This is a genomic window from Chitinophaga sp. 01L420 (assembly GCF_056399985.1).
This window is the reverse complement of record NZ_JBFTSK010000037.1, coordinates 23,905-49,007: the sequence shown is the minus strand read 5'-3', so window position 1 is coordinate 49,007 and position 25,103 is coordinate 23,905. Positions and strand designations below refer to the sequence as shown.

The window sequence follows — 25,103 nt, the reverse complement described above, 5'->3', positions numbered from 1 at the left end:
GATATTGAACCAAATACCAAATACACTGCGTAGTGTTATTTGATATTTGGTTTTTTATTTTATGGAATTATTTACTTTGTGCCTTAAATCGTTAATCCATTGAACCTATCCGACGAACAAGTGCTTGCTATGGCGCCTGATGACTCTTCCCGTAAATCCGGGAAAGACCTGGCCAACCCAGCCAAATGGGTCAGTAGAGGCGTTGGCGATAATGCGTTATGGGGAGAATGCCAGGGTAGCGGCAGCAAACCATACCAGACACAAATAGATACCGGCAACATGGCATTCAAATGCAGTTGCCCCAGTCGTAAGTTTCCCTGCAAACATGGATTGGGACTATTACTGCAGTATTCCAGGCAGCCCGACTCCTTTGCGGAACAAACACCTCCGGCCTGGGTCAGCGAATGGTTAGCCAAACGTGCCGAAAGAGAAGAAAAAAAAGCCGTAGCCGCCAGCGCACCTGAAAAACAGGTAGACACCACCGCCCAGGCTAAAAGACAACAGGCCAGGCAGCAGAAAGTCAGCGATGGTACTGCGGAACTACTGCGCTGGATAAAAGACCTGGTACGCAACGGTATCATGGACCTGCCTGAAAAAGATCCTTCCTTCTTTGAAAATATGATTCGCCGTATGGTGGATGCCCAGGCCCCCGGCCTGGCTGCCATGATGCGCGAACTAGCAGATATCAGCTACTTCCATGAAGGTTGGCAAACCATTTTCATGAACCAGCTGATACGCATCTACCTGGTGATTCAGGGCTATCAGCACCTCGACCAGCTACCGGAAACATTACAGCAGGATGTTCGCAGCCTGATTGGTTTTGCACAGGCGCAGGAAGAACTGAAAGAACAAACCGGTGTTACAGACACCTGGCGGGTACTGGGCAAACAAACCACAGAAGAAGACCGTCTCGTGGTAGAACGGTATTGGCTATACGGCATCCGGACACAGCACCGTGCACTGATACTGCAGTTTTTTGTACGCGGCCAGAGCACCATCGCCAATCCTATTACTCCCGGCACCACCATCCAGGCAGAACTGGTATACTATCCCTCTGCTGCACCACTCCGGGCCATTATCAAACAACAAATGACAGTTCCCCCGGATCATACCTTCAGTGGTTTTGCCGGATGGGAGGAAGTGGTATCTGCCCAAACTGATATCAGCGCCGTACTACCAGTGTATAACGACCAGGTATATACGATTGCGGGTCTCACCCCGGTATGGCACCAGGAACAATGGTGGCTGCAGGATAGCCGGCAGCAACTGATGCCGGTAAAAAAAGGGTTCCCACATATCTGGAAACTACTGGCGCTTAGCGGAGGTACCCCGCTGCATATGGCTGTTACCGGCCGGGAAATGCAGTATGAACCAATCGGGGTATGGCATGAACATGAATACAAAATATTATAATGGAGCGCTGGAATAATATCATCAATACTGCCCTGCTGGGCACCGCCAAAAAGCAGGCCGACAGCCAGGGCCTGAATGGTCCGCTGCAGGAGGCAGCAGAGCAAATCCTCGGCAACGCATCCGCCGATAAAGAAGAGCAGTTCCTGCAACTGGCGTCCGTTGTCTATAATTACCGGCAAAGTGGTACCCAACCGGTGACTGCCGCCATTCAACCGATAGCCGTTTGTGCTGCTGAAACCAAATCCTATTGTCCACCTGCAGCTATCCGCGTATTGCAACCGGTGCTGGAAACAGATAGCATACAACTGCTGCAACTATGGCTGGAATACTGCACCAAAGCAAACCTGTTGCTGCCTCCTGCGCAGTTGCCGGTGATGCTGGACAAAGCATGGCGCAATAAATCACTGCGGGTACTCACTGCTGCTGCCGGGGGGCATCGCGCAGAATGGCTGGGGCAATTTAACCCCGACTGGAACTTTTCCCGGGTGGCAGAAACACTGGAAGAAAGATGGGAAAATGGCGCTACCGCGCAACGGGTAGAAGCACTGAAAGAATTACGTGCAACCGATCCCGTTATGGCCCGCACCTGGCTGGAGCAAACCTGGTCCAAAGAAAGCGCCACTGTAAAAACTGAGTTGCTGACTGTGCTGGAACAACCACCCCATGAAACAGACATTGAATGGCTGGAATCTTTGCTAAGCGAAAAAAGCAAGCAGGTTAAAGAAACCGTCATCCGCCTGCTGAAAAAATTACCCGGTTCTTCCCTGCATGAGCAATACTGGCAGGTATTAGCCGGAGCAATACAGCTGCAGGATGATGGTCATGTAGTGATAGCCCTGCCGGACTTTAAAGACGACCGCATTTTTCAGAGTGGTATCGAAAAACTCAGCAATAATAAAAAGGTATCAGACGAAACACATATCCTCTATCAGTTAATCAGCATGGTACATCCCTCCCGCTGGGAAACCCATTTCGGGCGGTCTACCGCAGAAGTAATGAGGCTGTTCGGGCAATACGAAACACTGCAACCCTTCGTACCGGCACTGGTACAAGCCATTACCTGGTTTGAGGACCGGCAACGGGCCACTACGTTTATGCAATACAGTGAAACATTCTATATTGATATCATTCCGATGCTGCCAACAGATCAGCAACAGCAATTCAGCGAGAAATTCTTTGATGAACACCCGGAAACGATCATCAAATATGCCAGCAACAACCCCGAGGAATGGAGTGTGCCTTTATGTACCAGGATAATGCGGTATGCGGCCACACAACCTTATACCTATAACCAGCTGTTCATGAATAACGTGATCCGCCAGATACCCGTAGCCATCACTGCTACGCTCGATGATATTGTGCCAACGGAATCTTATCATGTAGGCTACTGGAATAATATAAAAGTTCACCTGGGCCGGCTCTTACAGGCTAAAAGCCAGCTACCCGGAAGTTTCAACAAATAATATTCACCGCAATAGCCTTGGGCCAACAACAAGCACCCAACAGCTAACAGCTAAAAACTAACAGCTCCCATGTCAGACATTTTACGTTATCATGCCGAACAGCTTTTTGCAGAAGAGCTGGAAGAACTGAAAAAGCAGGACTCCGAAAAGCGCCCGCATAACTGGTTGTTATCTCCCCAGTCGGTAGTCACCTACCTGATAGGCGGCAAACTGAAAAATGGTTTTGAAGTAACGCCTAAATATATTGGCAGCAGACGCCTGATGGAAATTGCCGTGGCTACCCTGGCAACAGATCGCGCGCTGTTGTTATATGGTTTGCCCGGTACCGCCAAAAGCTGGGTGAGTGAACACCTGGCAGCCGGCATCAGCGGTGATTCTACCATGATCATACAGGGTACCGCCGGTACCAGTGAAGAAAGTATCCGCTACGGCTGGAACTATGCCCGCCTCCTCGCAGAAGGACCGTCTAAAAATGCATTGGTGGAAACGCCGGTGATGCGGGCCATGCAGGATGGTAAAGTAGTCAGAATAGAAGAGTTGACCCGTATAGGCGCCGATGTGCAGGATACCCTGATTACCATTCTGTCTGAAAAAACCCTGCCTATCCCGGAACTGAATACAGAAGTACAGGCTACTAAAGGATTCAATGTGATCGCCACAGCCAACAATCGTGACAAAGGGGTGAACGAATTATCCAGCGCATTAAAACGTAGGTTCAATACCGTTATACTGCCAGTACCTGATTCTATGGAAGAAGAAATTGATATCGTAAGAAGACGGGTGGAAAGCTTCGAGAAAGTGATGGAACTCCCGGCAGAAAAACCTGCGCTGGAAGAAATCCGCCGCATCGTTACCATCTTCCGCGAACTGCGCAATGGTGTGACCCTGGATGGTAAAACAAAACTAAAATCTCCTGGTAGCACGTTGAGTACAGCAGAAGCTATTTCCGTGGTTAACAATGGGTTAGCCCTGGCTGCTTATTTTGGTGATGGAAGACTGAATGCAGCTGATCTGGCTGCCGGTATTATCGGTGCGGTGGTGAAAGATCCGGTGCAGGATAAACTGGTATGGCAGGAATACCTGGAAACGGTAGTGAAAACCCGGGAAGACTGGAAAGATGTGTACCGGGCCTGCAGGGATTTAGTTTAGCGGGTAAAGGTTGGTATCTGGAAGGGTTGGAAAATGTATTCATCATGAGTGGATGATGACGAAATAAATAACCATTGACGAATGATGGAGATAGAAATGAAGATGATGCAGACGGATAAGCTGCTGCAGCATAAATTAGTCGTTTCTATTTATTGTTTATTACCAACTAACTATTTCATATCAATTGATAACCAGCAGTTTGAAATTATCTAACTTCTGAAGATAGCAACCTCAGAAAACAAGTTTATTTTACGATTAAGCGCTACATATGTCTGTACATATTTTAGGTATCCGGCATCACGGACCTGGTTCTGCCAGGAATGTAAAAGCTTTTCTGGAAGAGCTGCAACCGGATATTGTGCTGATAGAAGGACCACCGGAAGYAGATACTTTACTGCAATGGGCAGGCCATGAGGATTTGCAGCCTCCGGTAGCCATCCTTGCCTATCAGCCAGATAGTCCGCAGAAAGCCTGCTTCTATCCGTTCGCGGCCTTTTCGCCGGAGTGGCAGGCCATGTTATATGCAAAGCAACATCGCATACATGCCCGCTTCATGGATCTTCCATTGGCACATGTATTCGGAATGGAAAATGAGGCTGTGGCAAAAGCAGCAGAGAAGGCAGCAGGAGAAGGACCGGGTGAAGTTCCTAACGGCGATACAACGGATACTCCCCTCGTTACATTAAATAATGTATCCCTCCGCACTACTTCCCGCTACCATAACAATGCGCGCAATAACAACGAAGAAGTTTTTACCGAAGCACCCGAAACTTCGTTTGTCCCTCAGCGTGATCCTATTTCGCACCTGGCCGCGGCGGCCGGTTATGATGACGGAGAAAGATGGTGGGAACATATGTTTGAATACCGCCTGGAACAGGCATCCGTGTTTGAAGCGGTGAACGATGCCATGCAGGCCCTCCGGGAAGAATTACCCCGGAGAGAAGATCACCGGGAACAACTCCGGGAAGCATGGATGCGCAAGTGCATCCGTTTGGCTGAAAAGGAAATGTTCCAGCGGATTGCTGTGATATGTGGCGCCTGGCATGCACCAGCACTGCAAAACATGCCCAAACAAAAAGAAGACAACGACCTCCTGAAAGGATTGCCTAAAGCAAAAGTGGAATGCACCTGGATTCCATGGACGTATAGCCGTTTAAGTTACGAGAGCGGTTATGGCGCCGGCATTCCCTCACCGGGATGGTATGACCATATCTGGGAATACCCCAGCGATGATGGCACCCGCTGGATGGCGCTGGTAGCAAAACTTTTCAGGGAACAACAACAGGATACCTCTGTAGCACATGTGATGGAAGCGGTACGATTAGCCAACTCCCTGGCATCGCTCCGGCATTATTCCCGCCCCGGACTGGAAGAGCTGAATGAAGCCACCCTCAGTGTATTGTGTAACGGAGAGAGTATCCTCATGCAGCTTATACGGGATGAACTCATTGTACGCAACCGCATCGGGAAAGTGCCTGTAGAGGTTCCCACTCCACCACTGCAAACAGATATTGCCAAATGGCAGAAGAAACTGCGGTTACCACAGACAGCAGATTTCAAAGACTATGTACTGGATTTGCGCAAGGACACCGACCTGGAAAGAAGTATCTTCCTGCATCGGTTGCAGTTACTGGAGATCTATTGGGGCAAACGTGCCGAGATAGCAGGTAAAGGTACTTTTAAGGAGCAGTGGCGACTGCAATGGGACCCTGCTTTTTCAATAGACATCATCGAAAAAGGCAGCTGGGGAAATACGGTAGCGGAAGCTACCACCCGCTATGTGACTCATAGCGCCGAAAATACCAGCACCCTGCAGCAGGTATGTAAAATGCTGGAATCAGCTATACCGGCGGAACTGCCGGCCATTGTGGAAGTGCTGATTCATCGCATCAACAACCTGGCAGCAGCTTCCGGAGATGTATTGCAGCTGATGGAAGTCATTCCATCCCTTGTAAATATCAGCCGGTATGGCAACGTACGTAAAACGGATGCGGCCCTGGTAAATGATATCACTGAAAGCATGATTGGCCGTATCTGTATCAGTTTACCGGCTGCCTGTACTTCCGTGGCGGAAGATGCAGCACTGGCATTACTGGATCTTTTCTACGCCATGAATGATGCCATCAGCCTGTTGCAGGATAAAGATCTCGACAGCTCCTGGCAGCAAACCTTATTGGTGATATCCCGCAATGAGCAATCAGCCCCCATGATAGCCGGATATGCCACCCGTTTGTTGTTCGATGCCAAAGTGATCATGGGAGAAACGCTCAGCAAGGCCTTTAGTGTATCCATGTCCATCGCCAACCCGCCATCGCTGGCAGCCGCCTGGCTGGAAGGCTTCCTGAGAGGCAGCGGTACCTTGCTGCTACTGGATGAGGAACTATGGGGAATGGTACATAACTGGGTTTCTCAACTGGAAAATGATATTTTCATACAGGTATTGCCGTTATTACGCCGCACCTTTTCTAACTTTACCGGCCCGGAACGAAAAAAACTGGGCGACAAAGTAAAGAACGGTGGCAGCGGCACCAGCATAAAAGCCGCTACCATCGGAGGCATCGACAATGATCGCGGTGCCAGAGGTATTCCGGTAGTGATGCAAATGCTGGGATTGAATGACTCAAAATTGTTAGCAGATGGAGCATGAAGAACAGGTTCGCAGGTGGCGGCTCGTGCTGGGTGGAGCCCAGAATGATGGTACCGCCTTTTCGTTGAATAAAACGGACCTGCAGGTAGACAAAACACTGGAAGCGTTGTACGACAACACCCGGCAGGGTGGCTTAGGCCCCTCCTCACCCAATGTGAGCCGGTGGCTGGGCGACATCCGCAGTTACTTCCCCTCCTCCGTGGTACAGGTGATGCAACAGGATGCATTGAAGCGCCTCAACCTCACCCAGATGCTCTTTGAAAAAGAGATGCTGGAAAATGTGGAGGCCGATGTACACCTGGTGGCTACCTTGATGACATTGAGCCGGGTCATTCCGGAAAAAACCAAAGACACAGCTCGGCAGGTAGTAAGAAAGGTGGTAGACGATTTGCTGAAAAAATTGTCGCAGCCTACCCAACAGGCCATCAGCGGCAGCTTAAACCGCAGCGTGCGCAACAGGCGCCCCCGCCACAACGAAGTGAACTGGCACCTGACCATCCAGAAAAACCTGCAACACTATCAACCTGCCTACAAAACTATTATCCCGGAAACACTGATTGGGTACGGCCGTAAAAGGTCGGCTCTCAAAGAAGTAGTGCTATGCCTGGACCAGAGCGGCTCTATGGGCACCTCTGTCGTATATTCCGGAATCTTCGGAGCGGTTATGGCATCTATCCCTGCCTTAAAAACACAAATGGTTGTTTTTGACACCGCCGTTGCCGATCTTACGGAAGAATTACAGGACCCGGTAGAACTGTTGTTCGGCGTCCAGCTGGGCGGTGGCACTGATATTAATGCCGCACTGAAATATTGCGGACAAATCATCAGCAGGCCCACCGACACCGTACTGGTACTGATCACAGACCTTTTTGAAGGAGGCGATGAAAAAAACATGCGTAAACGCTTTACCGACCTGGCGGCAGCAGGTGTGCAGGTAATCGTATTACTGGCACTGAACGATGATGGCGCACCAAGCTACGATCATGAAAATGCGCAGTTTCTCGCCAACCTGGGAATACCGGTATTCGCCTGTTCACCGGATAAATTCCCGGAGATGATGGCCATGGCATTGAGCAAACAGGATGTTGCACAATGGGCCGCAAAAGAAGATATTGTGCTGAAAAAATAAATGAATCTATTTATACCTTATGCCGTACAAAAAGGAAGACATACTACCTCTGCTTGAAAGACTGAACTTGACTATCTATGAAAACAATGAACCTATACGGACCGGGGTAGATTTCCTTACAGGGCAAACACTTCAACCACCCGTATTTAACTCAGACGAAGACGCCACCACACTCGGATTATTTATTCAATTACTACAGGTACCGGAACATTGGAACGACAATGACCGCCTGGTATTACAACTCATCGCAGCACCCAACACCTGGAAGGTCTGCAAACATGTTTTTTTGACGAGGATCGTTCCTATGATGGACATGCCCGGAACCTCCTCTTCTATTGTACTACGATTCAGCTATTTCACCAGCTTCCTGCAACAAAGAGGCTGCACACCGGAAGAAATAGGATCACAACTGATCAGCTATTCCAGTGATGGCAACAACTTCGACCTGGCACCACTGAAATTTACGCCCCTGCGTAAATTTTTACAGGACCTGATCAAAAGCGCGGAACGACATGTGATCGATGACTACCTCGTTACATGGAAACAAAAAAGCTGGAATTCCCTGTTCTACCGTCTCCTTTCCAAGGCACATCCGGAACGTGAAATGGAATACCTGGAAAACATCCTGCTGCAAACCGGCAATCTGCCCGACCAGCACGAACTATCCAAAGTATTACTGCACAATAATCTGCAGAAATATGAATCATTAATCGAAAAAGCTACTGACAAAGCCTCCATACTACCTGATTATGCCGCTGCCTTGCAAGGCTATCATCTGCTGGCTCATCATCTCCCGGAAAAATATCATCACAGGCTGGTAAAAACAGCCTATGATTACCTGGATCTGCCAAAGACAGGCATGGACGATCGCGCATTAACCGGATCACTGGTAACAGGCCAATGGATACTTGACATCATCCCATCAGGCATATTGGCGATTCGTGCCTTATTACAGAACGACCGTCAAAACCTGCTCCGCTACCTGGATAGTTACCTTTCTGAAAAACGCTACCTGCACCCGGATACTTTCCAGCTGCTGGCAGATGAACTCAAAGAAGGCGCTGTATCCTTATTAATGAGTGCACTGGAGAATGATTACGATGCAAAAGTGGTATTGCCGGCACTGACCCGCTTACCTGGCTCCCTTTATATAGATCAGCTATGGCCGTTTACCTTCCATAAGCTGAAATCTGTTCGTACGCTCGTTGCCGTTGTTCTGGCGGAGCATCCGCTGGCACTTGAAAAGGCAGCAGAATTATTATTAAGTTCAAAAGCAGACCAACGTCTTACTGGTGTGCAGATTCTGTGCAGACTCAGTAATCCACATGCACTGACATTGCTGCAACAAATATTACAGAAAGAAGTAAACGATGATGCACGTGATCTGATGCTGGAAACGCTGGGCGACCATACTATTACCGGTGAAGATGACATGGCCATTGTAACACAGTTGGTAGCTTATGCAAAGAAAAGAGGCAAGCTTTCCAAACCAGCCGAAAAATGGCTGGACGACAGCGCCCTGCCTCCGCTCTATCTGTTGAATGGCGACATGCTCTCCACTGACATGGTGCGTTTCCTGATGTACCGGATGGGGCGAGTAACCGAAATTCGCGCTGACATAGAAGCTAAACCGCTACTGCGTTTAATCGACCGCTCCAGCAGCGGGGCTTTTGCAGCGCACCTGTTCCAGGTTTATATGGATCAGGGAGGCGATGCAAAATTCAAGTACCTGATGACATTAGCCGCCCTGGTGGGCGATGATGTGCTGGCAACAAATCTGCGTAGCGCCATTCAGTACTGGATAGATACCAAACGCCTTAAGATGGCCGAACATGGTGTAGCCGCCCTGGCGATTCAGGGTAGCGCCCCTGCTTTACGAGAGGTAGAATTCCTGTCACGCAGATATCGTATCCGCAAATCAAATGTAGGCGCAGCCGCATTGGCAGCCCTGCACAATACGGCTACAGAAATGGGCCTCACTATTCATGAACTTGGCGACCGGATCATACCTGATTTCGGCTTCAATGGCCGGTTTAAATATTTTGAGGTAAAGCAGGATGTTTATCGCGCATTTTTAGATAGCAACTTCAAACCTGCTTATCTCAACGACAACAACCGTCACTTAAAAGCTATACCAGCAGCTACTTCCAGTGAAGTAAGGGAATCATTCAAAGCACTCACCAAAGAAGTAGCGGAAATTGTGAAGTCGCAATCTCCCCGCATGGAACACTTCCTGGTAATTCAAAGAAAGTGGAGTACTGCACAATGGCAACAACTCTTTCTACACCATCCTGTCATGTTTGTATACGCTACCCGCATGGCATGGGGCCTCTTTGATGAGCAGGAACAACTGATCACCACATTCTATTGCCGGGAAGATGGCATCCAGCTGACATTAGTAGATACCACCATTACGCTCCCGGAAAATGCTTCGATACGGATACTCCATCCGGTTTACCTGGATGCACCTACCCTGCAGCAATGGAAGCAGAAATTTTCAACGTTGCAGATTATACCGGTCTTTCCTCAATTGGAAAGACCGGTGGCTGCGCTCCCTCCTCAGCAGGCTTATACCACGCTGGTACACGACTTCGAAGATATTTCCATGGAAAGCGATATCCTGAACAGGTATATGGAGCAAAAAGGATGGAAGCTCAGCGAAGGCAGCGACGGTAAATATGTGTATGCGTATCACAAAACAGATGACGAACATCAACTGGAAGTGATTGTGGAAATGAGCAGTATTTATAAAGAAGACAGCTTCCGCTATAAATTAGGGAAGCTCTATTTTATCGATAAAACCAAAACGCAGCAGCGCTGGTTCCGCAGTACCGACAAAGAAGCCGTAGACTGCCTGTTACCGCTAAAAAATGTGCCACCGGTATTTTATTCCGAGGCCATCACTGATATTTCGGTTTCCAGGGAACAAATAGCATTAGCGTAGCTTTTATAAAATCACGGGATTTTATTTGTATTTTCTCGCCTTAAACAAGTGAACAATTAAAATCTGCGTATGTCAAAACTAAGCAATACCCTGGCCAGTGCCTTCATGTTACTGCTATCAGTAAGTACCATGCAGCTGCAAGCCATCAATATTATTCCGCAGCCATCGGAAGTAAAAACATTATCCGGCACCTTCACTTTATCCGGCGCCACTGCCATCATTCCAGGCAAGAGCGCCGGCGAGGCCAACCAACTGCAACAAGCATTGCAGGAAACATATAGACTCTCCCTCTCACTCAAACCTGCTGCAAAAAGTGATTTTATCCGTTTAACCTTAAACGAAAAGCTGAAGCAGGAATTAGGTACAGAAGGTTATCAGCTACTCGTAAACCCCGGCAGCATCACCATTACTGCCGCCACCAACACCGGTATTTTTTATGGTATCCAATCCCTGCGTCAGCTGATTGCAGCTAACGGGAATACCTATACGATAGATGCCGTTTCCGTAAAAGATAAACCGCGCTTTCCCTGGAGAGCATTTATGCTGGATGAAGGCCGCTACTTCAAAGGCGGCGAAACGGTAAAACATCTGCTGGACGAAATGGCCCTCCTGAAAATGAATGTTTTTCACTGGCACCTGACCGATGACCAGGGCTGGCGCATAGAAATCAAAAAATATCCGTTACTGACTACTGTGGGTGGAAAACGTGATTCTACCCAGATCGGGACCTGGAACAGCAAAAATTTTGACGGGAAAGTACATGAAGGCTTCTATACTCAGGAGCAAATCAAAACCATTATCAAATATGCGTCGGACAGGCACATCACCATTGTGCCGGAAATAGAAATGCCGGGGCATTCCAGCGCCGCTATCGCCGCTTATCCGTGGTTAGGCACCAAGGAGACGCCTATTAAGGTTCCAGGCACATTTGGGGTGCATTACGATGTTTTTAATGTAACGAGCCCAAAGGTAACCGGCTTCCTGCAGGATGTACTGGATGAAGTAAGCGCACTGTTCCCTTCCAAAGTGATACATATTGGTGGTGACGAGGTGAAATATGACCAGTGGAAAGCGGATGCCGGCGTACAATCTTATATGGCCGCGCATAAGCTGGCCTCTCCTGCCGACCTGCAGATTTTCTTCACCAATAATATTTCAGTATACCTGTCTAAAAAAGGCCGCCGCATGGCTGGCTGGAATGAAATCATGGGCAGCAAGCTGCATGAATTTACCGATAGCAAAGATGCGTCTGCTACTGAAAAACTGGCGCCAGGCACCATTGTTCAGTTCTGGAAAGGAGAGTTAAAACTGATCACAGAGGCCGTTTCCAAAGGATATGATGTGGTGAATTCTTACCACGCTTCTACCTACCTGGATTACGACTACAACGAAATATCGCTGGAAAAAGCCTATAGCTTTGATCCGATTCCTGCCGGACTGGATCCTAAATACTATTCAAAAATATTGGGTACCGGGTGTCAGATGTGGGGCGAATGGATACCAGATGTAAAGACGATGAACCACCAGGTATTTCCAAGACTGGCGGCCTATGCTGAGGACGGCTGGACGGTACCTGCTAATAAGAACTTTACCCAGTTTCAGAAGGCATTACAGTTTTTCTATGCACGTTGGGATAAGGAAGGAATTAATTATAAGAAATAAGCATAAAGCGAAAAGCCCTTGAAGCGAATGATCAGAGCAGATACTTAAATCTTTGCTATAGTTATTCACTTCAAGGGCTTTTTGCTTTCTGCTCACTTTGCGGGCAGCAACTTCAACGTATCTTTTTCTTTCCTGAGATCGTATAAAATGATGCCTTGGGTATTGGCTGTCAGTGCATCGGGATCTCCTTCCCGGAAGGCAGGGAAAGTACGTACGAGGTTTTTTCCCTTAATATAAAAGGTATCCTGTCCGCGGTAAGCCACTTGCTGCATGGTATCAATGGAATTGGTACTGATACGGGAAACGGGCCTTCTCAAGTCGAATGCATAGATCTTTCCATATTTGCCGGTACCTTCAGACAGCATGGCGAAATAGATTTCCGGTTGGCCATTTCCATCAAGGTCCGCTATCATTACATCTTTCAATTGTCCCTTTATATCCTTCTCCGTAATACTATCTGCCACTGTTGTATCTTTTTTATTGCCAATGGCCAGAACCAGGTCCCGCATATAGCCATTGCCACGGGTAATAATACTGATATGATAGTCCCCGTAGGTGGTATCGCGCTGCATGGTTTTAGGCTCGCCTGCATCCGGTGACTTTGGCGGGGCATTAGCGGAATCATGCGCTGCCTGCTCTTTCTTGTTCTGAATTGGGCTGTTGCAGGCCAGGAAAATAGTGGCTGCCAGGAAACCTGCCAGGATCATTTTATCATTCCTCATATTCATTACTATTTTAATCGTATAGGAGCAATGTAAAAAGCTTCCCGGGAAGTGATTCCCCGGGAAGCTTTTCGTTAATGTTTTTTGTGCTTATGTTCTTTTGTGTCTTTGGTGTTATGGGTAATATCTTTACCCTTGAAATCCTGCTCTTCATTTTTCCGGCTGTCGAGGTTGTCCCTGATTTCAGGTTTGGGCATGTTTGAGAAATGTTGCTGTTTACTCTGCCGGGTATTTTCACTTCTGGTACCTTTCATAAGAAAATATTTTGGTGAACAATACCCAATGCGCCACAAAAGCAGTGCCTCACTCCTTTCCCCATTCGGGGCGCAGGGCACGAACGGGAATGTTACCCTGTTTCCACTGATTGTCGGACAATGTCCACAATAAAATGGTGTTCCCCAAACGGTGACAGCCTTAAAAAAGAGATACAACTGAAGTATGCTCAGGTGGTTATAACAAATTGAGCACTGCCGCTAAAATGGAGCATGATATCTGCATTTATAGTCCTGAACATAAATCTTAACTATATGAAAAACCTTCCAGCCACTATTGGTCTAATGGCCATACTCACCGTGTTTATTTTCTTTAAGGGAGATCCGGATCGTGCTGCGCAGGCTGCTCCGGTAAAACATAACAACATTGAGATTTTCCAGCAGGATACATTTCCACCAAAACCGCTGGATACTACAATGAGACATCATAAAAAAGATAAGAAGAAAACAGATACTACCTGGAGACCGCGAAAAGATACAGTGTAGTGTGGTGAATGATTATGGGGAGAAGTGCCGTCACTGCTCCCCATAAATTGTATGATTATTTTTCGAGCGTACCGAATAAACCATTTTTATAATCTTCCATAGCTTTATCAATTTCTTCAGATGTATTCATCACGAAATTATCTTTTGCAGCTACAGGTTCATTGATAGGTTCTGCGGAAAGATACAACAGGCGGGTATTTTCAAGCGCTTCTATATGAATATCTGACTGTTCATCTTCCTTATCAAAAACTATCAGGTGATAACCACTCACCTCCGTACCATTCACTTTTAAGCCGCCGTCAATTACGTACAGCAAAGTCCAGTATCCACGTGTAGCCGTCAGCGTTACTTCCTTACCAGCTTCCACATTGCCCCATATCGCAGTAATAGGCGTAAAATTTTTTAACGGACCTTTTTTATTTTCATAATCACCGCTGATGAGTGTCAGGTGCACACCTTCTTTTTCCGCTACCGGCGGCATTTCTGGGCCTTTTATATATTGGTACCAGGGTGCTTCGCCCTTATGGGCAGCGGGTACATTAAACCATAACTGCAGTAGTTCGTAGTTGCCTCCTTTTTCGAGAAATTCGGTGGAGGGGCCTTCGCTGTGAAGGATACCCTTGCCTGCAAACATCCATTGCACATCGCCACCCGTAACTGTCATGGCATTGCCGGCATTATCGCGGTGATAGCCCTGGCCCTGCAACATAAAGGTAACTGGTGCGAAACCGCGGTGCGGGTGCGGATGGAGCCTGTCTTCCGGAGAGCCGGGGGCAAAATACTTTGCAGGCATATGATGCACTACAATAAAAGGATTGGCAAAGCGGAACTGCATAGTGGGCAGTGATTGCCGCACTACCTCTGTGTCGGTAATGTGCTTTTCACGTCCTTCCAGGACGTGGAGGATTTTCTTCTCCATAAAAATATTTTATCGGATCAGTTTGAGTCTTGCTTTCTCAACAGAACTACGGAACATTTTCAGGATCAGCACTTCATAATTTTCAATCATGATTACCTCACCTTCGCGGGGAATATTTCCGTGTATATAATTAATTAAACCGGAAAGTGTTTCATAATGTTCACTCTCTGGCAGCGGATAAGGTAATAATTCATTGATATCTGCCAGGTATTCATGTGCGTCTACAATGAAGTTATCATCTTTCTGTTCTACGATAGGCGCTTCATGGTCATGTTCATCCTGTATATCTCCTACCAGTTCTTCCAGGATATCTTCCATGGTAACAATACCTTCGGTATCTCCGAATTCATTGGTCACCACAGCCATTTGCAGGCGTTGGCCCTGGAAAGTACGCAGCAGATCTTTTATTTTCATGCTATCCGGTACATAAAATACCGGCTTCATGATATCCTTCAGGTTCTGCAGCGTTTTTTCGTGCACACCTTTCACCACGTCTTTTGTATATACCACACCTTTCAGTTCATCGAGGGAACCGCTGTATACAGGATACCTGGAATAGCCGTCTTTGATCACCTGGTCGATGAGTTGATCCAGGGGCAGGTTAATATCGAGGGCAGAAATATCTTTGCGATGGGTGAGGATTTCCTTTACGCGGCTGTCGTCAAATTCAAATACGTTCTGGATCAGTTCCCGTTCTGTTTCTTCGATGGCGCCGCCTTCCTGGCTTTCAGAAATGATCAGTTTCAGTTCTTCTTCAGAGTGAATTTCTGATTCACCGGCAGGCTTGATGCCGATCATCCGGAGAATGCTGTTCGCTAAGCCGTTGAGCATCCAGATAAAGGGGCGGAAGATGACGAACAGGGCGCGTAGCGGGATGGCTACGGCCAATGTGGTAGGTAATGGTTTGCGGATGGCCATTGATTTGGGCGCCAGTTCTCCGAAAACGATGTGCAATATGGTAATAATAGTAAATGCAATTGTAACAGATATCCAGTGTACGGCAGCGGCAGAAATGGCGGTGATCCCCAGTTTTTCCATTGCCTGCAGCACGATGGCTGTCATCACGGATTCTCCGACCCAACCCAGACCGAGGGAGGCCAGGGTAATACCCAACTGAGTAGCGGCCAGGTAACCGTCCAGGTTACTTAACACGCTTTTAGCGGCTGCAGTGGCCCTTTTACTGGCTACTCCACCTTTACTGTTGATTTGAGAAGAACGTACTTTAACAATGGCAAATTCTGCCGCAACAAAGAATCCGTTTAATAGCACTAATATAATTGTCCAGAAAAGTTGCCAAAGCATGTAGTTCGTAGATTGGTTCGCAACCCCAAATATAGGTAAATCAATTTTTATACGTTGGAGTATTTTGGGGAATTACGAATTATGAATTACGAATTACGGATTTGTGGGGAGATTCCCTCATGCATGATCTCCCCACAAATCCGTAATTCGTAATTCATAATTCGTAATTTTTTATAAGTAGTCTACTTATTTCATAGAGTTTATGTATTTTGTGGTGAATTAAGGCCGGCACATTATAAAAAATGGAGAAAGAACTTACCACCCTGGTTACCCCGGTAACCACGACAACAGCAGTATCAACGGCATCATTGCCACCCGAAAACAGCAACGCCAACGAAAGCCGTGCTTACAAAAAACAGCGCTGGCTATACGGTTTGGGGGGCATTCTGCTATTGGCGATTATTTTGGGTGTCTCCTGGTGGCAATCACCTGCATTCCGCACTTATGTAGAAGACGTACCTCCTACTTTTTATTATTTCCTGATAGCTGGTTTTATATTTGCCATGATTGATGGCGCCATAGGCATGTCTTACGGCATTACTTCCACTACTTTTTCCCTGTCCATGGGTATTCCGCCGGCATCCGCCAGTACAGCGGTACATATTTCTGAGATCCTGAGCTGCGGCATTGCAGGCTGGATGCATCAGCGGATGGGTAATGTCAACAAAAAGCTTTTCAAAATACTGATATTACCAGGTATCGCCGGAGCAGTGATAGGTGCTTACCTGTTATCTTCCCTGGAACATTATGCGATGTATACCAAACCATTGGTATCGCTGTATACGCTGATACTGGGTACTGTGATTCTGTTACGGGCTATCCGGGCACAACGCAAAAAACATGTCACTAAAAAAATAAAGAAAATTGGTTTGCTGGGCTTTGGTGGCGGTTTTATAGACGCTATCGGCGGCGGCGGCTGGGGTTCTATTGTATTATCATCGCTGATTGCCGGCGGCAGACACCCCCGCTTTTCACTGGGCACGGTAAAGGCTACCCGCTTTTTTATTGCCATGCTCAGTTCCCTCACTTTCATCACCGTGCTTTATCATGTGCACTGGGACGCCGTACTCGGGCTGGTAGTAGGTAGTGCCATTGCCTCTCCTATTGCGGCAAGGGTATCCAATAAAATTTCTGCCAAAACAATTATGGTAGCGGTAGCAGTGATTGTGATCCTGGTAAGTATGAAGAGTATTTACAGCTTCGTGGTAAAAATCATATAGTCATCTCCGTTAATCGTTATTAACCGCCTGATTTACTTTGAGGGTAATGGGTTTGTTGATTTCGTATTGTACCAGGGCTTTGATGGTTACCGCATCTCTGTCATTGAATGGTTTGCGGGGGAGATACCTGGGGTCAATATCTATTTGAATTTCTGCAGTTTTGTCTTCAAACAGGTAATTATTGTCGCGTAGTTTTTTCGTCACATAGCCGGTAATCTTAACCGGTGTGCTGTCATTCTGCAGTTGCCTGGCATTGCGCATCACCTCTCCTATGGTGTAGGATCGGTCCTGGAAAAAAAAGGGCAGCAACAAACAGAGCAGCAAGCTTTTCATGACTAACATATTGGTTTGCTATGAGCATAAACAATAATCATGTCTGATTGTTCAATGATCAGATACATTTGCCTATCTTGTATAATATAAATTTCATTCATGGGATTTCTTAAAACGTACAGCAGCATGTTCTGGCTGTTGGCAGGTATCATAGCTGGCAGTATTGCCGGGCTTATATTCGGAGAAAAGGTAGTCATTATAAAGCCGATAGGCGATATTTTTTTGAACCTGTTGTTCACCGTGATCATACCGCTGGTATTTTTCTGTATTGCAAATGCCATTGCGCATATCGATGCCGGCAATAAACTGGGGCGAATATTGGGCATGATGTCGCTGGTATTCCTCAGTACCATTCTGATATCTGCGTTTTTGACCATTGTGGCAGTATGGTTATTCCCGATCCATCAGCAGGTAGCCTTGTCAAAAAACATCAACATAGAGCAACCGGGCAACTGGGGGGAACAGTTGAGCAGATTACTCACAGTGGGTGAGTTTTATGAATTATTGTCGCGCAAAAATATGCTGCCTTTCATCATTTTTTCCGGTCTCACCGGGTTTGCTGCCATGCGTGTAGGCGAGGCCGGTAAAGCTTTCCGGCAGTTTTTATATTCCGGCAACGAAGTGATGAAAGAAGTGCTTGGCGTGATCATGAAACTGGGACCTGTTGGTTTAGGCGCTTATTTCGCTTACCAGGTAGGCACCGTGGGTCCTCAACTGTTTGGCACCTACGCGCATTCCCTGGGTATCTATTACGGCTTCGGTATTTTCTACTTTATATTCGGATTCAGTCTGTATGCGTTTGTGGCCGGAGGAATACCGGGTATTAAAATCTTCTGGAAAAATAATATTATACCTACCCTTACAGCAGTGGGCACGGGCAGCAGCATTGCTACTATTCCGGCCAACCTTGAAGCGGTAGCCAAAATGGGTGTTCCGCAGGATATCGGTAATGTGGTGGTGCCGCTTGGAGCCACCCTGCATAAAGATGGCTCCAGTATTTCTTCTATTATAAAAATGGCGGTAGTATTTGCCATGTTTGGTAAAAGTTTCGACAGTCCTTCTGTTGTTCTGATGGCACTAGGCGTTACTGTTATCGCCAGCATCGTGGAAGGCGGCATCCCCAATGGCGGCTATATCGGCGAGCTGCTGGTGATGAGTATCTACGGATTCCCGGTAGAAGCCCTGCCACCGCTGATGATTATTGGTACACTGGTAGATCCTTTGGCTACCATTCTCAATGCCACCGGCGACAACGTAGCAGCTATGCTGACAACACGCTTTCTGCGTGGGCGGGCAGCGGCAGTTTCGTAAAGGCCTGCTCCAGGTCGGCCAGCAGATCGGCTGTTTCTTCCAGTCCTACCGACAAACGGATCAGACTATCGCTTACGCCGGCCGCTCTTCTTTTTTCTGCAGGAATAGATTTATGGGTCATCGCTGCCGGATGACAAAGTAAGCTCTTGATACCACCCAGACTTTCCGCCAGTTTGAAGTAGTGAGTAGACGTAACAAATGCAGTAGCTGCTTCAGTGGTATCATCTTTCAATGTAAAAGAAATAATACCTCCAAACCCTTTACTCTGCTGCTTTGCCAGCTCATGCCCTTTATGGGAAGGTAAGCCGGGATAGAATACTTTTTCTACTGCCGGATGTTTCTCCAGGTATTCTGCCAGCGCCTGTGCATTGATACCATGTTGTTTAATGCGCAGGTGCAGTGTTTCGATACCACGTATCAGCAGGAAGCTATCGAAGGGCGACAGAATAGCCCCACAGGCATTCTGATAAAATTTAATCTCCTCTCCCAGTGGTATTGTTTTAGCGACTACCACTCCTGCAATCAGGTCACTATGTCCGCCGAGGTACTTGGTAGCACTGTGTATCACCAGGTCAGCGCCCAGCTCCAATGGCTTTTGCAATACGGGGGAAGCGAAAGTATTATCTACACAGAACAAACAATTATGTGCCTTTGCAATGCGGCCAATAGCAGCGATATCAGAGATTTTCAGCGTGGGATTGGTGGGTGTTTCCAGCCATATTAAACGGGTAGCGGGCGTAATAGCATTGAAGACCGCCTGGGTATCAGATGTATCCACGTAGTTTACTTTGATACCAAACTTCTCATATACTTTATTAAAGAGACGGAAAGCGCCGCCATAGATATCATCTACCGCTACAATTTCATCGCCGGATTTTAGCAGTTTAATTACCGCATCAATGGCTGCTAACCCGCTGGAGAACAGGGATGCGGTGGCACCGCCTTCCAGTTTGGCAATAATCTTCTCCGCTGTTTCGCGGGTAGGATTATTGGAGCGGGCATAGTCATATCCTTTATTGACGCCGGGTGCTTCCTGCACAAACGTAGAGGTTTGATAAATAGGCACAGCAATGGCGCCGGTGTGAGGGTCTACGGGAATAGAGTGGATCAGTTCAGTAATTGTGCTCATCTGTTTTTGATTTTTAGTTTGATGAAAATTGATTAAACAGGTCCGTTAAATGAGCATATCAAGGGTAGGCAGGGGCATAAAAAAACTCACCTGGGAGCCAGATGAGTTTTATCATTATATAGATAATAATGTATAGTAAAACTTAGAATCTGACTTATCTTTCCTGGTAATTAAACCGGGATGGATGCAGCACCTTTCACTGCTTGCGCAGTGATGGTTGCTAAGGTATCGTCGGGCCATGTCCCTCCTCCTTTCTTGATAAGCTATTTAAAGAACTGGTGCAAAGATAATGCAGAAAAATTAACTACCAAATTTATTTTCCTACAAAATTAGTAGACTACTGTTTTGCCAGTGTTAAACGGATCCCTTCTTCATAGGAAGTGGGTTTTACATTAAAGTGTTTTTCGAATTTTGAAGAGTCCAGTATGTATGGATAGTTGCTCTGATAAAGCATTTCCTTCATTTCTCTGATGGTGGGATCAAACAGTCCGGAGAGTGTTAGCATAAAGCTACCCAGCTTCATATATTTGGGTTTTACGCCCATTTGGGTGGCAATCAGGTTTACATAACCTTTACCATCCGGTGCAGGATTGGCGGTAGGCAAATGCCATACCTGGTTCCAGGAAGTATCATCCTGGGAAAGCAGGTATAAGCCTTTCGCAGCATCTGGTGTGAAGGTGTAGCTATGTGTCTGGTTATCTTTTCCCAGCCACATTGCTGAGCTGTTCTTTTTAAATTTATCGATGATCAGGAGATTCAGGAAGCCGGTTTTATCTGCGCCGGGGCCATAGAAATCAGCTGCCCGCGCAATGGTAGCAGTGATTTTACCTGCTTTTACTTCGTCCATCAGTTGTTTGGCAATGGCCGCACGAACGATCCCTTTTTTGCTGGAAGGCTGATAAGGGGTATCTTCTTTCATTGGGCCGTTTACTAACCCGTAAGAATATACGTTATCAAAGAAAATCAGTTTGGCGCCGGCTTCTTTGCAGGCATTGATCACGTTGGTCATGATCTTAGGCCAGGCATCGCTCCACACTTTGATGTCATATTTCAAACCTGCCGTGAGGAAAACGATGCTGCTTCCTTTTACTGCATTTTTTGTTTGTTCATAATCCGTGATGTCAGCCCCTACCAGGTCGGTAATGCCCGCAATTGATTTGGGGGAGCGACTTACCAGGCGAACCCGTTTTTTATTATTCACGAGTTCTGCAGCCAGTTCATTGGCGATGATACCTCCTGCTCCAAGGATAGTATACAAGGGCTGGATAGATTGATCAGACATAGTTTTGTGTTGTAAGGTTTATATGAAAGACGAATAAGTGAACGAAATATTGTGTATCAGGGATCCAGTGGATCGAAGGCATTCACCTGCAGGGAACGGAGGTCCGGTACGAACGACAAATAATAAAGATCTGTCTGTTCGATGTCTGCCGCAGGCATATATCCCAGTTCGGTCATACAGCGTTGCTTAAACAGGGGGCTGGTAACATATACCAGGTGCATCGCATCAGATACGCATAGCATCCGTTTGTTCACCGGGATACCACTTCTCCATGCAATGCGTACTGCGTTACGTACGTTGGTGGTGGTATGCCGCGCATAAGGGTCTATCATGACTACAGCGGCAGGTATTTTCAACTCGTTGACCAGGTACTTCTTCATTTCTACTGCCTCTGAGTAGGGTGTACCTACTGGTCTTACATGCCCACCAGACACAATAATAAAGGGTGCGAGGCCTTTTTGATATAACCCGGCGCCGGTGCGGCAACGGCTTTTCCCGGTTTCGCTCAGCAATTCTTTGGCTACCGGGCTGGCTCCCAGGATCAGCATGGCCGGATAGGGATATTTACTCCAGTCGGTTTTCTTTATTTGCCTATAGGCGTCTCCGTTAGTGGCCGACATAGGCTCGTAGCGGGCAGCTTCATCGCGATGGCTGAGCGTAAGTAATCCAAGTGCCAGCTGTAGCGATGGCTGGAAAAACAAATCATCCTGCCTGTCTTTCTCCTCTACCTGCTCCAGCAAATGCTGCACTCCGGCTTTATAGGCAGGTGAATGTACATACAACAGTGCTGAATCAATTACCGGATACCGCAGACCGGTGCCATTCGTATAGGCATTGATGATATAGTTGACACCATCGGCTGCATCCTTCCAGGCGGCTGTCAGAAATTCGCCGTCACTTTTACGGGCATGCAGTTCAAACAGGCCACTGCCACGCATTTCCCGCAACAATCGAACAAACGGCGTCGGGTTCTGTTGTAGCAACCTGGTGAAGGCGCTGCTTACCTGTTGGATGTTTGCATCTGAAAATAACAGTGCAGCGGGATTTTCCCCGTTGCTCACGGGATGGGATATACGTTGTTTATACTGATTCCGGAGCACCTGCAGGCTGCTATCTTTAGCTAAGAGCGAAGGTAGGCCGGGTAATCGTTCCAGGAGGGTAAACAGATAAAAATTACGATCCTGTAAGGTCCCCGGACCTGATACAAATTTATACTGCGGATCCGGATAAAGTGATTGACTATAGGTAAATGGTAGTAATGCAAATAATAATAAACAGGTAATAAAACAGTTTTTCAGATAGTGCATTGAGGAAAAATATTATAACGCAACAATAATACAAAAATCAATATTGAGCTTTCCTTGTGACAAAAGATATTATAAATATCATGAATTAAAAAACAGATTCCACGGAATATTAATCTTTTAATAAGTAAAAAAATATAATGTATTAAATAAATCAATACATATACAATTCAGGGGAAAATATATACCTATATCCATTGTTTTACATTKATTATCTATTAGTTACGGCCAATAAAATCATTTATTTTCGTGACCTGTCCGGCAGGACAGTAAGCCAACATCCAATCATAATGTAACGATGTATAAAATTCAGGAAAAAAAGACCTTTGTACGCTATGCTGTGCTAACGATAATGGTTTTGGTGCTGATGACATTTTTCATGATCATCTTTTTACGGAAACGGGAATCCCAACAGTTAGGCATTGTTGTTAAAAACCTTGTGGCTACCAAAACAGATGCTGGTCATATTGACCAGGCGGTACAGTTATTATACGCAGCGGATAACAATTTTCGTATCTATACGCTCACTTTTGACCGGAATTATTTAAATAGTTATGTCGGTCAGCTGAAGCGCATTACTGAGCACCTCGACAGTGCGGTGAATTCCAGGCAGGATGAAAAGCAGATGGAGGCATTACTGGCGGACAAGGCCCGGAAATCGCAATTGTTTTTACAGACACGGCTATACGTAGATTCCCTGTTACAATTATCGCAGGTATGGGATACTGCCACTACTCCCCTGCCCCTGCAGCAGTTAGGCAATATAAAATTACCGCAACCCCGGCGGCAGGCAGATACCGTGGTGACCACTGAAACGGCCCAAACCAAAGGCAAAAGGAAACTGTTTGGCCGCATCAAAGACGCCATCAACAATAAGCCCAATATACAGCAAACCAGCAAGCAGGTAAAGATTGTACAGTATGATACCAATGCCAATGGCAAAGCTTTTACGAAGGAGCAGCTGCAGAAAATCCAGGATGCCTACAGTAAATTTATAAAAGATGCTACCGATAGCCATAATAACCTGAAACAGAAAGAATATGCGCTGGTAGTGGCCAATGAGCGCTTGTTTTCAGAACTGCTGCACCTCATGGCAGCACTGAAACAAAATATGCTGGACGAAACAGATAAAAAGCGGTTACAGCTGGGGCAGGACATTGACCATTCTCTTTATAAGCTGGACAAACACAATTACTGGGAAATCCCTTTAATACTGTTGATGGCAGGTATCATTATATATGGTATTATACGTTTGTACCGTTATGACCTGGCTTTATTGAGGGCGAAGCAACAGGCTGAGAAATTTGCAGAGCAGAAAAGTGATTTCGCTGCCACCATCAGTCATGAAATCCGCACACCGGTGCAGTCTATACTTGGTTATACCTGGCTGCTGGAACAGGGAAAAACACCGGAAACGGTATCCGCTATACGACATTCGGCCGATATGCTGTTGCAAGTGGTGAATAACGTGCTTGACTATACGCGCATGGAAACAGCCGAGCCTGTACTCCGGCTGGAGAAGTTTGCGCCCCGGACCGCCATTGAAGAAGTGTGTAATACCCTGGCGGTACAGGCAGAAATGAAATCTCTCCCGCTGGAAGTCAATATATATTTCCCCAGCACCCTGCTGGTGATGGGAGATGCTTTCCGGCTTAAACAGGTGTTAATCAACCTGATTGCCAATGCGATTAAGTTTACAGAAACAGGCAGCGTGACGGTCACTGCGCATATGCGTGACAACAACCTGTTACAGATAAGTGTAAAAGATACCGGTTCAGGTATTTCACATAAAGAACTACCTTTAGTGTTCAACGCTTTCTCCCAGGGAAATAACCATTATCATAAAGGCAGTGGATTAGGATTACACATTTCCAAAAAAATCATTGATCTGCATAACGGTAAGATTCATGTGGAGAGCCTCCCCGGCAAAGGCACCACTTTTTATTTTGAAATCCGGTATCAGTTGATGACACCATCACCTGCTACTAAAAAAATTATTGTCCCCRTGAGTAATACATCTACAAGCGCCGTTGTACCGGCAGGTATAAGATTGTTAGTAGTGGAGGATAGCATCCTCAATCAGAAATTACTGGCCCTGATGCTGGACAGGATGCAGGCATCCTACCTGATCGTATCTTCTGCGGAAGAAGCCCTGGAAATATATCAGCGTGAATCCTTCGATTTTGTGCTGACGGATATTGATTTACCCGGTATAGATGGCCTGATGCTCACCAATATGATCAGAGAACTTCCCGACAAGAAAAAAGCGGCGGTCACCATTATTGCCATTACCGGTAACGTGATGGAAGATGATATTGCGCTCTACCTACGCTCAGGATTGAATGATTATATCATGAAGCCTTACCGGGAAGAGGATATCCTGGAGAAAATTACGAGGCATCATCAAATGGCGTAA

Annotated in this window: 19 protein-coding genes and 1 riboswitch; of the genes, 11 read left to right on the top strand and 8 right to left on the bottom strand. The window is 46.7% G+C overall.

What is annotated here, in order from left to right; genetic code table 11:
• Positions 1–99 precede the first annotated feature (99 nt).
• From AC1DP6_RS26850 to AC1DP6_RS26820, 7 genes are all read left to right on the top strand, one after another.
• Positions 100–1,413: an SWIM zinc finger family protein gene (locus tag AC1DP6_RS26850; protein ID WP_477057614.1), complete on the top strand. Its 1,314-nt coding sequence runs from the start codon at positions 100–102 to the stop codon at positions 1,411–1,413.
• The gene (locus tag AC1DP6_RS26845) at positions 1,413–2,876 is read left to right on the top strand and encodes a DUF5691 domain-containing protein (protein WP_477057613.1); all 1,464 of its coding nucleotides are present in this window, start codon (positions 1,413–1,415) and stop codon (positions 2,874–2,876) included. Before AC1DP6_RS26850 ends, AC1DP6_RS26845 begins: the two co-directional genes overlap by 1 nt.
• A gap of 69 nt (positions 2,877–2,945) precedes the next feature.
• Positions 2,946–4,025 (top strand): ATP-binding protein, encoded by a 1,080-nt coding sequence (locus tag AC1DP6_RS26840; protein WP_441575884.1) that lies wholly within the window; start codon positions 2,946–2,948, stop codon positions 4,023–4,025.
• 268 nt (positions 4,026–4,293) lie between these two features.
• Positions 4,294–6,672 (top strand): DUF5682 family protein, encoded by a 2,379-nt coding sequence (locus AC1DP6_RS26835; protein WP_477057612.1) that lies wholly within the window; start codon positions 4,294–4,296, stop codon positions 6,670–6,672.
• Complete coding sequence (locus tag AC1DP6_RS26830) at positions 6,662–7,801, top strand: VWA domain-containing protein (protein WP_477057611.1); 1,140 nt, start codon at positions 6,662–6,664, stop codon at positions 7,799–7,801. The genes AC1DP6_RS26835 and AC1DP6_RS26830 overlap by 11 nt, the downstream gene beginning before the upstream one ends.
• Positions 7,802–7,820: 19 nt before the next feature.
• Positions 7,821–10,745, top strand: a complete 2,925-nt coding sequence (locus tag AC1DP6_RS26825) for a DUF4132 domain-containing protein (protein ID WP_477057610.1) — start codon at positions 7,821–7,823, stop codon at positions 10,743–10,745.
• 69 nt (positions 10,746–10,814) lie between these two features.
• Positions 10,815–12,407: a beta-N-acetylhexosaminidase gene (locus AC1DP6_RS26820; RefSeq protein WP_477057609.1), complete on the top strand. Its 1,593-nt coding sequence runs from the start codon at positions 10,815–10,817 to the stop codon at positions 12,405–12,407.
• 92 nt (positions 12,408–12,499) lie between these two features.
• On the opposite strand, the gene AC1DP6_RS26815 is transcribed toward AC1DP6_RS26820, so the two are convergent.
• Positions 12,500–13,129 carry a hypothetical protein gene (locus AC1DP6_RS26815; RefSeq protein ID WP_477057608.1) on the bottom strand — a complete coding sequence of 210 codons (630 nt, stop codon included), beginning with the start codon at positions 13,127–13,129 and terminating at the stop codon, positions 12,500–12,502.
• 74 nt (positions 13,130–13,203) lie between these two features.
• Entirely contained in the window at positions 13,204–13,383 is a 180-nt protein-coding gene (locus AC1DP6_RS26810; protein ID WP_477057607.1) for a hypothetical protein, read from the bottom strand.
• 273 nt (positions 13,384–13,656) lie between these two features.
• Between AC1DP6_RS26810 and AC1DP6_RS26805 the strand changes: the two genes are divergently transcribed.
• Positions 13,657–13,887, top strand: a complete 231-nt coding sequence (locus AC1DP6_RS26805; protein ID WP_477057606.1) for a hypothetical protein — start codon at positions 13,657–13,659, stop codon at positions 13,885–13,887.
• Between the two features lie 55 nt (positions 13,888–13,942).
• Here the strand turns inward: AC1DP6_RS26805 and AC1DP6_RS26800 are convergent, their stop codons facing one another.
• Positions 13,943–14,806: a pirin family protein gene (locus AC1DP6_RS26800; protein WP_477057605.1), complete on the bottom strand. Its 864-nt coding sequence runs from the start codon at positions 14,804–14,806 to the stop codon at positions 13,943–13,945.
• 9 nt (positions 14,807–14,815) lie between these two features.
• A complete protein-coding gene (locus AC1DP6_RS26795; RefSeq protein WP_441575875.1) occupies positions 14,816–16,108 on the bottom strand; it encodes a hemolysin family protein in 1,293 nt (430 codons plus the stop codon).
• A 242-nt stretch (positions 16,109–16,350) separates the two neighbouring features.
• Between AC1DP6_RS26795 and AC1DP6_RS26790 the strand changes: the two genes are divergently transcribed.
• Complete coding sequence (locus AC1DP6_RS26790) at positions 16,351–17,328, top strand: sulfite exporter TauE/SafE family protein (RefSeq protein ID WP_477057604.1); 978 nt, start codon at positions 16,351–16,353, stop codon at positions 17,326–17,328.
• Positions 17,329–17,337: 9 nt separating this feature from the next.
• On the opposite strand, the gene AC1DP6_RS26785 is transcribed toward AC1DP6_RS26790, so the two are convergent.
• A complete protein-coding gene (locus AC1DP6_RS26785) occupies positions 17,338–17,661 on the bottom strand; it encodes a NirD/YgiW/YdeI family stress tolerance protein (protein ID WP_477057603.1) in 324 nt (107 codons plus the stop codon).
• Positions 17,662–17,760: 99 nt separating this feature from the next.
• On the opposite strand from AC1DP6_RS26785, the gene AC1DP6_RS26780 reads away from it, so the two are divergent.
• Positions 17,761–18,972, top strand: a complete 1,212-nt coding sequence (locus AC1DP6_RS26780; protein WP_477057602.1) for a dicarboxylate/amino acid:cation symporter — start codon at positions 17,761–17,763, stop codon at positions 18,970–18,972.
• Here the strand turns inward: AC1DP6_RS26780 and AC1DP6_RS26775 are convergent.
• From AC1DP6_RS26775 to AC1DP6_RS26765, 3 genes are all read right to left on the bottom strand, one after another.
• Positions 18,923–20,101, bottom strand: a complete 1,179-nt coding sequence (locus AC1DP6_RS26775) for a trans-sulfuration enzyme family protein (RefSeq protein WP_477057601.1) — start codon at positions 20,099–20,101, stop codon at positions 18,923–18,925. The two genes, AC1DP6_RS26780 and AC1DP6_RS26775, sit on opposite strands and share 50 nt — an antisense overlap.
• A gap of 151 nt (positions 20,102–20,252) precedes the next feature.
• A riboswitch (SAM riboswitch) is annotated at positions 20,253–20,366 on the bottom strand.
• A 72-nt stretch (positions 20,367–20,438) separates the two neighbouring features.
• Complete coding sequence (locus tag AC1DP6_RS26770) at positions 20,439–21,383, bottom strand: NAD-dependent epimerase/dehydratase family protein (protein ID WP_477057600.1); 945 nt, start codon at positions 21,381–21,383, stop codon at positions 20,439–20,441.
• Positions 21,384–21,439: 56 nt separating this feature from the next.
• On the bottom strand, positions 21,440–22,690 hold the full coding sequence (locus AC1DP6_RS26765; RefSeq protein ID WP_477057599.1) for a YdcF family protein: 1,251 nt from the start codon (positions 22,688–22,690) through the stop codon (positions 21,440–21,442).
• Between the two features lie 364 nt (positions 22,691–23,054).
• Here AC1DP6_RS26765 and AC1DP6_RS26760 point away from each other — a divergent pair, with 364 nt between their 5' ends.
• Positions 23,055–25,103 carry an ATP-binding protein gene (locus tag AC1DP6_RS26760; protein ID WP_477057598.1) on the top strand — a complete coding sequence of 683 codons (2,049 nt, stop codon included), beginning with the start codon at positions 23,055–23,057 and terminating at the stop codon, positions 25,101–25,103.